Genomic DNA, 14,635 nt, shown 5'->3' with positions numbered 1-14,635 from the left:
TCAGAGAAAACTGACCGGTTATATTGATAAAAAGGGAGATTGGATATTTAAGCCTACTTTTTCTGAAGTCAATAAATTTAGTGATGGTAAAGGCCTTGTTCTTGGAATGTATAATAACCATCTGCGCTGGAGTTTTATTTCCAGACCATAAGCACGATCTTATTTAATAATCTGATAAAAGCAATTATTTTGATAAATGATAATCCAATATAGTTGCTTATAAAGCATATGATTAGTATTTTTATGGAATCTAATAATCCTACAAAAACTAATTAATCTACCATGAATACAATGACGCTGAGTTTTAATGAGAAAATAATGCTTGACAGTTTACTTTATGAAGCCTCAAAATCAGATGAAGTAAAACAGTCGAAAAAGGTAAGTGGCTATGTTTTTGCCGGAATGATTGCGGTAATCGGCCTGTTGATGATGTTTTTTGAACCCATATTAGGCATAGCGATACTTATTGTGGGCGGTCTTTTTTATCTGATTTATCCCAAATTTGCCAGCCGATACTATAAACGGTACTATACAACTATTGCTTTAGGAGATCAGTATAAAAGCAGTGAAGCCAACACCTTCAACGTAGAATTCAATAAAGAATATATCCTGATAAAAAATACTCAGCTTGAAGCCAAACATTCAATAACCCATTTTGAATGGATCTCAGAAACTGGTGAAAACTTCTTTATTAAAATGAATGCCGGAAATTATCTGATTTTTCCAAAAGCACAGGTTTCCGATCCTGTCTGGTTAAAGAACTACTTTCATTCCATATGTGCAGAACAGAACATTCCTTATCATGAAGAATTAACCTGGAAATGGGAGTAGTAAAAAAATGATCATTTGATGTCTTAATGACTAAAACAAATCTTGATTACTTTGAAAGAATAGGATATTAAAACTAAAATTCTTCTACAGTTTTCAAATAAATATTTTCTCTATTTTAAAATAGTATAATACTTCTCTTAATCCTAAATAAGATTTTCCCTAGAAGATTTTCTTTTTATAAAATATATGGAATAAAATGCTCTATGAAATAAGTTTCATGGAGCATTTTATTTAATTCAAAATTTAAATACTCTGAATTTTTGAAAAATCCACGTGTTTTATTTTAGTTGTCTCATTATTAGTGTGTTGTTGTTTGTTTTGTGATGCCGAGCGTATCTGTGACGTACCTGATTATAAGTTTGTAGTGTATCTGTAGCGTATAGATTTTCTTGGGTTTTGGGCAGAATAACTCTAATCTTGCATTGAAATTTTAATCGATCAAAAGGTATTTAGAAAAAGCAGTTTAGAGTTATGAAAATAGAGCTCAGTATGTTCTAGGTAACAGAAAACTTCTTTAGCTAAAACCATTTTAACACTCAATTTAAATACAATAAACACAGAATGAAAAAGTATCTTCTACCATTAGTGATAATGGTTTCCTCGATGAGTTATTCACAGGTTGGCATCAATACTCCTAATCCTCAGGGAATTTTTAATATTGATGGAAAAAAAGACAATAATGCAACAGGAAGCCCTACGGCATTACAGCAGGCCAATGACTTTGTAGTAACAGCTGACGGAAGTGTAGGGGTGGGAACTACATCCCCTGACCTGTCTGCAATTTTAGAGCTCAATGTCAGTCAGTTAGTCTCAGGAAAGCAGAAAGGTTTTCTGGGACCAAGAGTAGCTCTGGCGGCTTACAACGACTCTTCTACAATTCCTAATCCAGCTACCGGACTGTTGGTTTATAATCTGGGGACACAATCCACATTTACTTATGCCGGATATGTATACTGGGATGGTGCTCAATGGAGACCTTTGGACGGACGTTTACTACAACAGGGTACCGTAGGAGCCTTGAGATGTACTGATGTTAATCTTGATCCGCTGACATATACTGCAGGAACTCCTTTTCAGGGAACAATGACTGTTCCTTATACCGGAGGAAACGGCGGAATATATGCAGCTCAGGCATTAGGGCCCGTAAACGGACTTACCGCAACCATTACACAAGGGAATTTTGTACAGGGAGCAGGAACTTTAATTTATACTGTTTCCGGAACTCCCACAGTATCCAGCCCTAATACAACGGTATTCCCTGTTTCTATTGGCGGGCAGACATGTAATGCAGAAGTAGGCGGAGGTAAAAAGCTCAGTCCGGGAGAATATCAGTTCTTCACATACGAAGTTCCTGCAACTACAACAGGTTTGTTAAGTACGATGATTCCGAATCCACCTATTTTAGGAGGAAAAGTTAGACTGGATCTTAGCTTTTGGTCCAGCTCCAATACAGGATCGGGTGGGGTGACTTACAATCCCCGATTAGTGAATGTATCTTCCAGTAATGTTAAAATGTGGTATGCTGCATTATCCAGTGTAGACCGCTTCCGCCGTGCTAATATTTTAGTTGCTCCGGGAGGATATGTAGAAACAGATAATGGAATTTACCTTAACTGGGGAGATAATATGAACAGCAGCTCCACACCTATAAATTCTACAAACAGTTCCGATGATTCTCAGGAAATAGAAACTATAGATCTGGCTGTTGATGGAGTTTGGTATCGCTTGACCATTTTTGTTTATGTAGATAACTTAAATGATACAATCCCTGCCAATAACATCAGACGTATTCATATTACAGCACAAAGAATGTCTTCTTAATATTGGATTCCGGCGGGGCGGAGCCCCGCCGGAACCTTTAAAATATTCAGCCTGATAAAATAAAAGAGCCTCAAGACATCCTTTGACGGAATTGATTGAACATTTGAAATAAAAAGCAGTATGAATTATAAAAACATTCATATAGGAAATCTGATCGAGAATGCTGTTTCCGAAAGCAATATAGAATTATCCCGTATCTGTAATTTTCTTCACTGTACAGAAAAAGAGGTCGGTAAAATGTATACCTGCAGCAGTCTGGATACCGAAATTGTATTGAAATGGAGCAAGCTTCTGGAATATGATTTTTTCAGAATCTATACTCAACATTTAATTCTTTATGCTCCGGCTTCACCTAAAATAAAGACTATACCATCGGAAGAGAGAAAAACAGTATTGCCCCGGTTTCGAAAAAATATTTATACCCGGGAAGTCATAGATTTTATTCTTGAACAGATAAAAAATGGTGAAATGACGAAGGAAGAAATTATTATACGATATAAAATTCCTAAAACAACTCTTCATAAATGGATTGGGAAATACAGCCGGTAAATTGTTATAAGATTTTGTTGGCAGGGAAATCATGGAACTCATTTTAATAACTTAAAAGAGACTTTGATGCTTTTACCGAAAGAGTAATCCGTCAATATATTGCAACACAATATGGAAAAATATAAACAACCTGACTTTAAACAGATCTACAAAGACATCATTACACGTAAATATCCGGACAAATATGATCTGTGTAAATATTTACTCTCGAAAAATGAACTTTTAGCTTTAGACATTCTGAAGATTAATACTATTATTTTTGGAACCTCTGAAAAATACAGTAGCCAATACCGTTCTTATAAAAAAACTGATATTCTGAAGATTCTGGATTATCAGAAAGAAAATATGCTCAACAATACTCAGTTGGCCCTTCATTTTAAACTAAGCCGCAATACCATTGCAAAATGGAGAAAAATCTTTTTGATGTAAATAGATATTTCTATAACACTCAGAAGTTTTTATATATAAATAAGGAAAGTTGGAGGAGCGTGATAGATATTACCAACAGAGAATATTTGAAAATGTATTTTTAATCAAAATTGATTATTTAAATAAAATATAAAAGCATTTTATTTATTTTTGTATTGAATTTTATGTTTTTGCTAAATATTTATAAATTATGTTTCGTAAAATCTGGGATTATATAGCGAATAGGCATATTGCTCCCAATACAGGTCCGCTTGAGCTTATTGAAGCACAGAGAATGAATTTATTTGCATTTTCCATTGGAGCAGTTCTGATATTTAACGGATGTAGAGACCTTTTGTTTGGTTTAAAGGTCAATTTTTTTGTCTTATCAGCATTGGGAATCTTTTATCTTTTCCTTTTTTTCTTTACAAAAGTACGTTACAATCATTTTGTGACATTGTTTAGTCTGGAGCTTTTTTTATTTCTGATCTTCTTTTTTTCATCTACCACAGGCTTTGAAAATGGCCTGTCATTATATTATTTTGTCATTATGCTGGCTTCACTGTTTATTTTTAATTCCCAAAAAACAGTCTGGTATAATTTGATCGTTTATCTTACGGCACTTATTCTTTTCAGCATCAGTCATTACTATGATTTCAGGATATTTACCATTGAAGGAGCAGATAATGTACTGTTTTCAGAAAATCAGAGACTGATTACTTTTCTGCAGGTGTTTTTAGGAGTGAGTATTTTGGGATATTTTATACTTTCAAAACAATTCAAAATTGTGAAATTATATCAGCAGGCTATGAGAAGTGAGAAGATTATTACTGATATGAGAGCTAAACTCAACAACAAAGATGAAATAGATTTGGAAAGTATTGTAAAGCTGGCCATGAATGATGATATTGCCTTTATTCCGAAAGTAAAGCAGATGTTTCCCAGTCTGTATGACAACCTGATGGAACTTAACCCTGATATGAGTACCGATGAATTTAAGCTTTGCGCCTTGATTAAACTTGGTTTCACAACAAAAGATATTGCAGAATACAATCACCTTGCGGTTCGAACCATTCAGACCAGAAAAAGCAGACTCAGAAAATCGTTTGGGATTTCTGCTGATATTGATCTCTATAAGTGGATTGATACGGTATAAATAGGATAATACTACTAATAAAATCTTAATTGCTTTTTTTACTGAACGAAATGATTTTGCTTGCAAAAATAAAAAATTTCAATCATTCTCCTGCAAACCTGGTGTTTAAGTCTCCATCAAATAAGAATCATTGTTCAAAGATCAAAACCACCGTTCCAATAATAATCAGTAAAGTTCCGATAGCTGTTTTTAAAGTAAGAGATTCCCCAAGAAATATAACAGAAAGAACAATTGTTAAAGCAACGCTTAATTTATCTAGAGGAGCCACCTGGGTAACTTTACCCACCTGCAAAGCCTTAAAATAAAAGATCCATGATAAACCCGTAGCAAGACCGGAAACGACAAGGTAAATGAGATTATGGCGGGAAAGGGCTGGGATACCTTTATATTCACTTCGTGCCAGAACAATACCCCATGCTACCAGTAAGATAATGACACTTCTGATAGCCGTAGCCAGGTTCGAATTCACTCCTGTGATACCAACTTTGGCAAAAATGGCTGTCAGCGAAGCAAAAAATGCTGAAAGAATTGCGTATACCCACCACATATGTATAGTTTTAAATGATTGGTTAAAATAACAGCACTCCCAAATATCTTAATCTAATCTACAAAATAATATTGAGTTTTTCCTTGATCTTAAAGTTTAATCTTAACCTAAAATATCTCATTTATTAATCTTCCTCTTCATACTCTCCGTCCATATCTTCATAGGAAATATACGACCAGTCAATACCGGAAATATCCAGTATTCTTTCAAACCTTTCTTCTATAGAGGTACCTACGAAGATAGCAGTACATTGATCCGCTTCATCAAATGAAAGACTGATGACCTCAAAATAGTCATCTGTATAAATCTTTTGCCTTTCCCAGGAAATTTCAGGAATTTCAGACCAGCTTTGCTGTATAAGTTTCACTGTTTCTATATCTACTGGTGAAAAAGAATTGGCATTATAAAAAAGTCCGCCAAGAGTTCCGTTGTATACAGACATAGATAGAAAAAAATCTTCCAGTGTTTTTGTTTCCTGCTGCCAGTCGGATTCGTACACCGTATCATAATTTCCCCATACCGAAGGATTTTCAAGAGAAAGATCTGCTTCTTTAATTCCCCATTGTACAACTCCTTGATTCTCTTCATAGAAAATAAGATGTCGGTCCTCTGTAAAATAAATGGCATTGGGACTCAGAAGCCTGTTGTGAGAATGATTAATTGCTTCGTTTTTACCTATGCTCAGATAATATTCACGAAGAACTGCCGGAAATTTAAAGTCCAGAGCTTGTTCTGCTTCTGTAATTTCTGTTTCAGAAAAACCAGAATGATCCTCGTTAGATAATTGATATAAACGTTTTATTTTTTCGAGATAATTCATGTCCATGGTAAATGTTTTTGTTGAATAGAAGCAAATTTGCAGTTTTTTATTTGATCAGAGATACCTTTCTCTGTTTTTATACTAAATAATCATCGTATTTTAAACTTTATAGAACTTATCATTATTAATAAATTAACGCAAAGATTTTATTTATAAAGTTTAATATTTTAAGTGAGCAAAGATTTCGACTAGATCTTGACTTAAGCTAATGGTAATATGCTTCATCAATCGATTGAAAATCGATTAATCTCTTAGCTCACTTAAATTTTAGCATAATTAAAAATCAACTTTGCGTCTATGAGAATAAGATGATAATGCAAGTTTTTGTCAAGAAAAAAAATATTAATAAAACGCTTAAATAGTTAAATATTTTCAATCTTTTAATGGGGTCAGAACGATAACAGAGTCATAAAATTTGTCTAAAGTTTATTTTTTATATATTTGGAGCATTACTGTATTTCTAATTTTCTGTGGAGCCATTATTTGAAAAAATATATGATGAATACAAGCATCAGGTCTTTTTTTTCGTGAAAAAATATATTCATGGAAGAGAAGATATTGAAGATGTTGTGCAGGATATTTTTGTCCATTTATGGAAGTACCGGGATGTTTTGGAGAAAAACAGGGAAGCCATCATCTTTAAAACAGCCAAGCAGGAAATTTCGAACTTCTACAGAAAAAATAAACTCGCTTTTTCGGATCTTCAGGAAGAAAATCATCTGAAAGTGGTAAAAGAGGAGGAAGACGAAGAAGACTACCAACAACATACGGAACAGATCGAAAAATTACTCCATCAAATGCCTGAAAAAAGCAAGGCATTCTTTCTCAAGCATAAAGTAGAAGGACAAAGCTATTCGCAGATAGCCAAGGAACACAGTATTTCTAAAAACGCCGTGGCTAAACATGTTAATAAGGTATTAAGTCTTCTGAAAACCCATCTCAATCTGTTTTTTTCACTCTTAATTTTTATAAAAAGCTTTTTTTAGGGTTGACGATTTCACTACTCTTGCGTAATAGTAAGTATGATTATGCAAAATCATATTTTCAGTTTCGTTTGCTGAAGCTGAATTTCAACCGACTAAAAAGAGTTTACTATGAAAAAGACAACATTACTGCTTGTATTGGTATCAGCATTTTTCTCAACCCAAGCCCAGACAACGAAAGAAGAAATTTTTTCGGATATCAAAACTACCGGCGGAGTATATTATGCTTATCCAACACCATCCCATAAACAAACACCGGCTCCGGCAGGATATGAATCATTCTACATCAGTCATTACGGAAGACATGGCTCAAGATGGCTGATCAATGATAAAGATTTTTCCGGAGTGATGGGAGTATTACAAAAAGCAGCCGATAATAATGCATTAACCGAACAGGGGAAATCTGCTTTGGATAGGTTGAAAAGAATATGGATTCAGGCGGAAGGCCACAACGGAGATCTTACAGAACTGGGAGCATTACAGCACAAACAGATCTCACAAAGAATGTTTAAGAACAATCCTAAAGCATTTGAAAAAAATGCTGTAGTTACTGCAAAATCAACAGTAGTCCCAAGATGTATTCTGAGTATGGCCAACTTTACGAATGAGCTGATAGCCAACAATCCTAAACTTCAGGTCAGTATGGAATCTTCGGATAAATATATGAAGTATCTGAATCATCATACCAAAGAATCTATTGATTTCCGTGCAGCAGATAACTTTTGGCAGGAGGAAAAAAGAAAGTTCAGAACAGAGAATATGAAGTCTGACAGATTTATCAAAAACCTTTTCAATAATGACGAATATATCTATAAAAACATCAATCCCGAAAGAGTTATAGAAGCCTTCTACTGGATTGCCAGCGATATGCAGAACCTTGAAACGGATATTTCCTTCTATGATTTATTTACAAAAGACGAATTATTCAATATTTATCAGGCCATCAATTATCAGACTTATGTGAATGATGGTCCGTCACCGTTGAGTAAAGGATTAGTGAAGAATAATTCTATTCCATTGGTGAAAAACATGTTGGATGAAGCAGAAGATTATATTAAAAATAATAAAAACGGAGCTTCTTTAAGGTTCGGACATGATGGGAATATTACGCCTTTACTGGCCCTTCTGAATATTGAAGGAATGAATAAAGAAGAAACCGATCCAAAAGAAGTCTATAAAGTCTGGAACACCTTCCAGGCAGCACCTATGGCAGCTAATTTACAATTGATCTTCTATAAAAACAAAAAGAATGATATTCTGGTTAAGTTTCTTCATAATGAAAATGAAGTTCATATTCCTTTACAAACCGACAGTTTCCCATACTATCGATGGACAGAGGTTAAACCGTATTTAGAGAATATTGTAGGAACTCATTAAAATGCTTAATCTTTTGTGGTTTCAAAAAAAGTCATTTATCATTCTGAATGAAACGGACTGAAGAATCTCTCAACGAAATGACGGTAAGAAGATCCTACTCCCGTTCAAAACATAAAAATGTATAAAATTTTAAAAATATTTTCTAAAAAAGGTTGACGATTTAATTTTTCTGCGTAATACTAAATATGAACAACATGGAAGACGAAGATTTCAAAAAAAGCTGGGAAGAAACCTACAGGGAAAACCAGCAAATGGATCAGCTTACTGATGCACGGATTAAGTCTGGAATTGAACGTAAGATCAAGACCGGAAGAAACCTGAAAAATATCTTTTGGGCTGCTTCTGCAGCAGCTGTAGTGGGGATTGGTCTGTTTTTCTACAATCCATCTGAGTCTTCTTCTGTGGCAGAACAGGGTACAGTTCAGACTTATGCCAGTTCAGATTTTACAAAGCGTATTGATCTCCCTGATGGAAGTCATATTGTTCTGGAACCGCACAGTACACTTGTATTGTCTTCCGATTTTGGGAAATCAGACAGAAAAATTACATTCACTGGTAAGGCAACCTTTGATATTGCAAAAGATAAGACCCGTCCATTCAGAATCAATGCAAAAGATTTTACAGTACAGGTACTGGGAACAAAATTTTTCCTGGATCAGACCAATGGAAAGGAAAAGGTAGAACTTTTTGAGGGAAAAGTAAAGGTAGATCATCAGGGGAAGATCACCTATTTATTACCTAACCAGTCCTGGAATAAAAATATTGAAAAGCCTGCCCGTTTTTATTATGCTGTTGATGCAAAAAGAGAATTTTCATTTGAGGATGAAACACTTAAAAATATTGTAACAGGGCTGGAACAGGTGTATAATATTAAAATAGAATACCCAAAAGAATATGGAGAAAAGAGAATCAAAGGATCTTTCTCAGGGAATCTGAACGAGGTTTTATCTGCCATCTGCTATCCGTTTAATCTTAAAACAGAAAAAAAATCCGATAAAGAGATACAACTAAAATAAAAAAGCACCAATAATGAGGGTTATTGATGCCGATTAACTATTTAACTCGCTAAAGTCTAATAAAGTTATTCCCAAATTTATGAAAAAAACAATAATTTCCGTGACATTTCTGGTTGCGATGGGACTTCCAGTGGCTTATGGCCAAACTACACAACAGCCTCCGGCTACACAGGCAAAACAAAAAAAGGTGTCCATTGCTAAGGTTTTTGATAAGCTCAGTAAATCTTCTAAAGTGCCTTTTTTCTACTCCAGCACAGATTTTAAAGATATTCTTGTGGATGAGAGTGGAGTAAATTATTCATCACTGGATGCTTCATTGAAATACCTTAAAACATATTATCCTGTAGAATATGAGATCAGGAACAATACTGTAATGTTGAGGAAAACCTCTATAAAAGCCGTTGTTCCGAGTAAAGCTATTTCCATGGCAAAAGATACCGTTACGGTGAAGGAAAATAAGATTGATGAAGTTGTTGTGATCGGCTATGGAAAAGTTAAGAAATCCGATGCTACAGGATCTCTTACTACGGTAAAAATGGATGCTGAAAATAACGGAAACCCGGTTTCCGCGCAGGATGCATTAACGGGAAAAGCCGCTGGTGTTAATATTATTTCTCCCGGAGGAGCACCAGGAGCCGGTTCTGCAATCAGGATCAGAGGGGGATCTTCATTGTCAGCAAGTAATGATCCACTTATCGTTATTGATGGGATTGCGATAGATAATTCTTCCACTTCAGGATCAGGCAATATCCTGGGAATGATTAATCCCAATGATATAGAAAGCTATACCGTTCTGAAAGATGCCTCTTCTACAGCGATTTATGGATCAAGGGCATCCAACGGGGTAATTATTATTACCACCAAGAAAGGCAGTAAGAAAACGCGTTATCAATACTCATCCAATACCAAGGTGAGCTACAATCCCAAAATGTTGGATGTATTGAATGGTGATGAATACAGGAGTTTTATAAAAAATCAATATGCAGGAAATGCTGCCGTGATTAATGGTCTGGGAATTAATGACACCAACTGGCAGAAAGAAATATACCGTACAGCTGTAAGCAACGATCAGAACTTCAGTATGACAGGTTCTGTAAAGGATATTCCATATCGTTTATCATTAGGATATACCAATCAGGAAGGGATCATCAGAAAAAATGCTTACGAAAGAATGAACCTGAGTTTAGCTTTGAATCCTTCGTTTTTTGATAAACACTTAAATGTAAACCTAAACTATAAACCAAGCATAGAAAATAACGACTTTATTTCCAACCCTGCCAGTGGAGCGGTATCGTTTGATCCTACACGTCCGGTTTTTGATCATTCAACGCCATATGGACTGGGGTATTTTATCTGGACGGATGCTTCCGGAAGACCTATTACTCAGGCCGGGGCAAATCCTGTATCAATGCTTGATCTGAGAACAGATCAGTCAAAAGTAATCAGACATATCGGAAACATACAGCTGGACTATAAAATTCATGGGTTTGAAGACCTGAAATTAAATCTTAATACAGGGTTTGATATTTTAAAAAGCGAAGGTAATATCTTCGTCCCGGACAATGCACCGCTTGCCTGGACTTCTATCGGAAATGACGGTCAGGGACTTATGGAGAATTATACCCAGAAGAAAAGCAATCTGCAGTTTGATGCTTATGCCAATTATTCCAAGACATTAGGCAGACATAAATTTGATGTGATGGGCGGATATTCCTGGCAAAGGTTCTGGAAAAGTTATAATGATTACCAGACCAATATTACAGGAAACAAAATCTATAAAAGTATTCTTCCGAAATCTGAATATATTCTTGTTTCATTTTATGGACGTTTAAACTACAGTTTCAATGACCGTTATCTTTTTACCGCTACTCTTAGAAATGACGGTTCATCCCGTTTTGCTAAGGATAATCATTGGGGACTATTTCCTTCTGCAGCTTTTGCCTGGAAGATCAAGGAAGAAGATTTTCTTAAAGACAGTAATTTTTTTTCCGATCTGAAATTAAGACTGAGTTATGGTAAAACAGGGCAGCAGGATATTGGTGGAGATTATGAATGGATGCAGACTTATACCTACAGTGATTCCCAGGCTTTATATCAGTTTGGAGATCAATTCTATCAAACGATTCGTCCCAATGGATATGATCCTAATCTGAAATGGGAAACCACTTCTACTTATAACCTGGGATTAGATTTCGGAATTCTAAAAAACAGAATTTCAGGGTCTGTGGAGGTTTATAAAAGAACTACTGATGATCTTTTGAATAAAATATCGGTTGCAGCAGGTTCTAATCTTACCAATATGATCTTCACCAATATCGGTTCCATGGAAAACAAAGGGCTGGAGCTTACATTGAATACCATTCCTGTTAAAAAAGGAAACTGGCAATGGAATCTGGATATGAACCTTACCTTCAATACATCGGAAATTACAAAGCTTACCCTTGTTGATAATCCGAATTACGGGGTGAACATCGGAAATGTTTCAGGCTCTACGGCCGGAACCATTCAGGTTCATTCTGTAGGCTTTTCTCCTTATACTTTTTATCTGTATGAACAGGAGTATGATGCTAACGGAAAACCTATTGAAGGAAAATATAAAGGCGGTCTCGTAAAAGATAAAAGCCCAATGCCGAAATCCTATTTAGGAATCTCTTCTAAACTAAGCTATAAAGACTGGTATTTCGGATTCAACGGGCATGCTAATTTTGGAAATTATGTGTATAACAATATCAAGTCCAAGGATTATAAAACTAAAACCTATTCCGGAAACGGAACCTATTCCAATATTTTAAGCTATACCGCAGAGCAGGGCTTTGAAAATCTACAGCTTTACTCTGATTTCTTCCTTGAAAATGCATCGTTCTTCAGAATGGATAATATGACATTAGGGCGTACATTTAAGAATATCAGTGATAAATTTGATCTGGGAGTCAGCTTTTCTGTTCAGAATGCTTTTGTGATTACAAAGTATAGCGGTCTGGATCCTGAAGTGTATTTGGGAATTGATAATAATATGTATTCCAGACCCCGTTCATTCCTTTTTGGGTTAAATGTTAATTTTAAATAATTTGAATATGAAACGTTTATATATAATACCTCTTATACTATTACTTTTTACGGTGAGTTCATGTGTTGGAGATCTGGATACAGAGCCCATTGATCCGAATATCGTGACCACAGAACAGGTATATTCCAATCCTGATAACTATAAAGGAGTTTTAGCCAAATGTTATGCTGCTTTATGTCTTAGTGGACAGCAGGGGCCTACAGGAGATCCGGATATGGGAAATTTTGATGAAGGCTACAGCTCATTTATCCGTTTGGCTTTCTATGTTCAGGTTCTGACAACGGATGAAGCTATTATGGGTTCACAAACCAATGGATTAAGACAAATGGCAACCAACAGCTGGGATTCTAATACTGCAATTCTGAATGGATACTATGCGAGATTGTACCAGATTATTGGATATACCAATGAGTTTTTAAGACAGACTACAGATGAAAAACTACAGGGAAGAGGACACACCGACCCCAAATTTAAACAGGAAGTCGCCTATTTCAGAGGAGAAGCCCGTTTTCTGAGAGCTTATTCCTATTGGGTATTATTAGACACATTTGGAAAAGTTCCGTTTGTAACAGATGCAGACAAGCAGGATCCTCAGTTTTTACCTAAACAGATCATGCCTGGTGACTTGTATGCTTATATAGAAAAAGAATTGAAAGAGATTGAAACAATTCTCCCGGTAACCAATGAATATGGAAGAGTAGATAAAACAGCTGCTGATTTTCTATTATCAAGACTATATCTGAATGCAGAAGTCTACATAAAATCGGCGCAATGGACTAAAGCTGCAGAATATGCTGAAAAAGTGATCCAAAGTCACTACAGTTTATCTCCCAAATACCTTTATAACTTCCTTGCAGACAACAATACCTCTCCGGAAATTATCTGGTCTTTGAATATGGATGGGGTAAAATCCAAAACCTATGGCGGAACTACCTTTTATGTATTGGCACAAACCGGGGGTACCATGCTGAATTACCTGAATATGGGAATTTCAGGAGGCTGGGGGAATATTCGTTTGCGTCCGGAGTTTGTGAATAAATTCCAGACTGCAGATCAAAATTTCAATACTTCAGATCCTAATGCATTTACAAAAGGGGATACCAGAGCATTGATCTTTAATGTGGGACATAAAAAAGAAATTGCAGCTCTTCCGGGAACTTTCCAGGACGGATATGCCTTTACCAAATGGAGAAATGTAGACAAAACCGGAAAAGCAGGATCAGACGCAGCCTATGTAGATACAGATTTTCCAATGTTCCGTCTTTCAGAAGCTTATTTAACAGCTGCTGAAGCGTATTTCAGAGTAGGGAATAATTCATCTGCGCTTAGTAATATTAATGTAGTCAGAAATAGGGCTTACAGCAACGGAGCCGGAGCGATTTCTTCTTCCGATCTGAATCTGAATTTTATTTTAGATGAAAGATCAAGAGAGCTTTCCTGGGAATTAACCAGAAGAACCGATCTGATCCGTTTCAACAAATTCACATCCGGAGATTATGTATGGAGCTGGAAAGGAAATACCAAAGACGGCAAAGCGGTGGATTCAAAATTCAATATTTTCCCAATTCCATCTGCAGATATTACAGCCAATCCTAATTTAACCCAGAATGCCGGTTATTAATTAATTTAAAAATAAAGCGGGAAAGTTTCAAAAACCTTTAAGCTCAGAAGTTTTTGAATTATCAAGCCTAAGTTTGAAGAGTGGTGGTTCTCTCTTTTTCCCGCTACGGGTCTTCATAATGAAGGCCCTTTTTTTGTTTCTAATACCTTCAGAATTGATAGAAAAAGTGAGATTTTATAAACATTAAAAATTGTTTTCTAACCATAGCCTATGTAATAAAAAAACAAACTAAATATTAGCCATTAAAATATTTAATTCGTGCATCTGTGGCCATCAAAACATTATTCAGAATCCACGTAATCAGCAAAATATGCGCGAGAATATCTCTCCACATTCAATTTTGTCGGAGATAAAACCCTTGCGCCTTAAAAACATACAGTATATAAAAAATTAGCGCCTTTGAGTTTCCAACAAAACAGCCCTTTTGAAATTGGAAATA

The 14,635-nt window shown here is 35.5% G+C and carries 13 protein-coding genes; 11 read left to right on the top strand and 2 right to left on the bottom strand.

Features of this window, described 5'->3' with window-relative positions; genetic code table 11:
* The first annotated feature begins 10 nt into the window (after positions 1–10).
* From M2372_RS25660 to M2372_RS17265, 6 genes are all read left to right on the top strand, one after another.
* Entirely contained in the window at positions 11–151 is a 141-nt protein-coding gene (locus tag M2372_RS25660; protein ID WP_123320096.1) for a WG repeat-containing protein, read from the top strand.
* Positions 152–282: 131 nt separating this feature from the next.
* A complete protein-coding gene (locus tag M2372_RS17285; RefSeq protein WP_148060755.1) occupies positions 283–831 on the top strand; it encodes a hypothetical protein in 549 nt (182 codons plus the stop codon).
* Between the two features lie 561 nt (positions 832–1,392).
* Positions 1,393–2,652: a hypothetical protein gene (locus M2372_RS17280; protein WP_148060754.1), complete on the top strand. Its 1,260-nt coding sequence runs from the start codon at positions 1,393–1,395 to the stop codon at positions 2,650–2,652.
* A gap of 120 nt (positions 2,653–2,772) precedes the next feature.
* Positions 2,773–3,201 (top strand): transposase, encoded by a 429-nt coding sequence (locus tag M2372_RS17275; RefSeq protein ID WP_123319452.1) that lies wholly within the window; start codon positions 2,773–2,775, stop codon positions 3,199–3,201.
* A 111-nt stretch (positions 3,202–3,312) separates the two neighbouring features.
* Entirely contained in the window at positions 3,313–3,630 is a 318-nt protein-coding gene (locus tag M2372_RS17270) for a helix-turn-helix domain-containing protein (RefSeq protein ID WP_123319451.1), read from the top strand.
* A 190-nt stretch (positions 3,631–3,820) separates the two neighbouring features.
* Positions 3,821–4,765, top strand: a complete 945-nt coding sequence (locus M2372_RS17265) for a diguanylate cyclase (RefSeq protein ID WP_228455709.1) — start codon at positions 3,821–3,823, stop codon at positions 4,763–4,765.
* Positions 4,766–4,892: 127 nt separating this feature from the next.
* Here M2372_RS17265 and M2372_RS17260 read toward each other — a convergent pair whose 3' ends face one another.
* On the bottom strand, positions 4,893–5,312 hold the full coding sequence (locus M2372_RS17260; RefSeq protein WP_123319450.1) for an EamA family transporter: 420 nt from the start codon (positions 5,310–5,312) through the stop codon (positions 4,893–4,895).
* Between the two features lie 124 nt (positions 5,313–5,436).
* Positions 5,437–6,138 (bottom strand): SMI1/KNR4 family protein, encoded by a 702-nt coding sequence (locus M2372_RS17255; protein ID WP_259081107.1) that lies wholly within the window; start codon positions 6,136–6,138, stop codon positions 5,437–5,439.
* A 464-nt stretch (positions 6,139–6,602) separates the two neighbouring features.
* On the opposite strand from M2372_RS17255, the gene M2372_RS17250 reads away from it, so the two are divergent.
* From M2372_RS17250 to M2372_RS17230, 5 genes are all read left to right on the top strand, one after another.
* A complete protein-coding gene (locus M2372_RS17250; protein WP_123319449.1) occupies positions 6,603–7,118 on the top strand; it encodes an RNA polymerase sigma factor in 516 nt (171 codons plus the stop codon).
* A gap of 108 nt (positions 7,119–7,226) precedes the next feature.
* The gene (locus M2372_RS17245; protein WP_123319448.1) at positions 7,227–8,492 is read left to right on the top strand and encodes a histidine-type phosphatase; all 1,266 of its coding nucleotides are present in this window, start codon (positions 7,227–7,229) and stop codon (positions 8,490–8,492) included.
* A gap of 194 nt (positions 8,493–8,686) precedes the next feature.
* On the top strand, positions 8,687–9,508 hold the full coding sequence (locus tag M2372_RS17240) for a FecR family protein (protein ID WP_185018802.1): 822 nt from the start codon (positions 8,687–8,689) through the stop codon (positions 9,506–9,508).
* A 79-nt stretch (positions 9,509–9,587) separates the two neighbouring features.
* Positions 9,588–12,575, top strand: a complete 2,988-nt coding sequence (locus tag M2372_RS17235) for a SusC/RagA family TonB-linked outer membrane protein (protein ID WP_123319446.1) — start codon at positions 9,588–9,590, stop codon at positions 12,573–12,575.
* Between the two features lie 7 nt (positions 12,576–12,582).
* The gene (locus M2372_RS17230) at positions 12,583–14,196 is read left to right on the top strand and encodes a RagB/SusD family nutrient uptake outer membrane protein (RefSeq protein WP_123320093.1); all 1,614 of its coding nucleotides are present in this window, start codon (positions 12,583–12,585) and stop codon (positions 14,194–14,196) included.
* Positions 14,197–14,635: the final 439 nt, after the last annotated feature.

Source organism: Chryseobacterium sp. BIGb0232 (genome assembly GCF_024810195.1).
Lineage (GTDB): Bacteria > Bacteroidota > Bacteroidia > Flavobacteriales > Weeksellaceae > Chryseobacterium > Chryseobacterium pennae.
The sequence above is the reverse complement of the archived record's forward strand: the minus strand, read 5'-3'. Positions and strand labels throughout refer to the sequence as shown.

Coding starts and splice junctions, on each gene's coding strand:
- M2372_RS17265 (WP_228455709.1), top strand. CDS start 3,821: ATGTTTCGTAAAATCTGGGATTATATAGCGAATAGGCATATTGCTCCC.
- M2372_RS17270 (WP_123319451.1), top strand. CDS start 3,313: ATGGAAAAATATAAACAACCTGACTTTAAACAGATCTACAAAGACATC.
- M2372_RS17280 (WP_148060754.1), top strand. CDS start 1,393: ATGAAAAAGTATCTTCTACCATTAGTGATAATGGTTTCCTCGATGAGT.
- M2372_RS17260 (WP_123319450.1), bottom strand. CDS start 5,312: ATGTGGTGGGTATACGCAATTCTTTCAGCATTTTTTGCTTCGCTGACA.
- M2372_RS17235 (WP_123319446.1), top strand. CDS start 9,588: ATGAAAAAAACAATAATTTCCGTGACATTTCTGGTTGCGATGGGACTT.
- M2372_RS17275 (WP_123319452.1), top strand. CDS start 2,773: ATGAATTATAAAAACATTCATATAGGAAATCTGATCGAGAATGCTGTT.
- M2372_RS17240 (WP_185018802.1), top strand. CDS start 8,687: ATGGAAGACGAAGATTTCAAAAAAAGCTGGGAAGAAACCTACAGGGAA.
- M2372_RS17230 (WP_123320093.1), top strand. CDS start 12,583: ATGAAACGTTTATATATAATACCTCTTATACTATTACTTTTTACGGTG.
- M2372_RS17285 (WP_148060755.1), top strand. CDS start 283: ATGAATACAATGACGCTGAGTTTTAATGAGAAAATAATGCTTGACAGT.
- M2372_RS17245 (WP_123319448.1), top strand. CDS start 7,227: ATGAAAAAGACAACATTACTGCTTGTATTGGTATCAGCATTTTTCTCA.
- M2372_RS17255 (WP_259081107.1), bottom strand. CDS start 6,138: ATGGACATGAATTATCTCGAAAAAATAAAACGTTTATATCAATTATCT.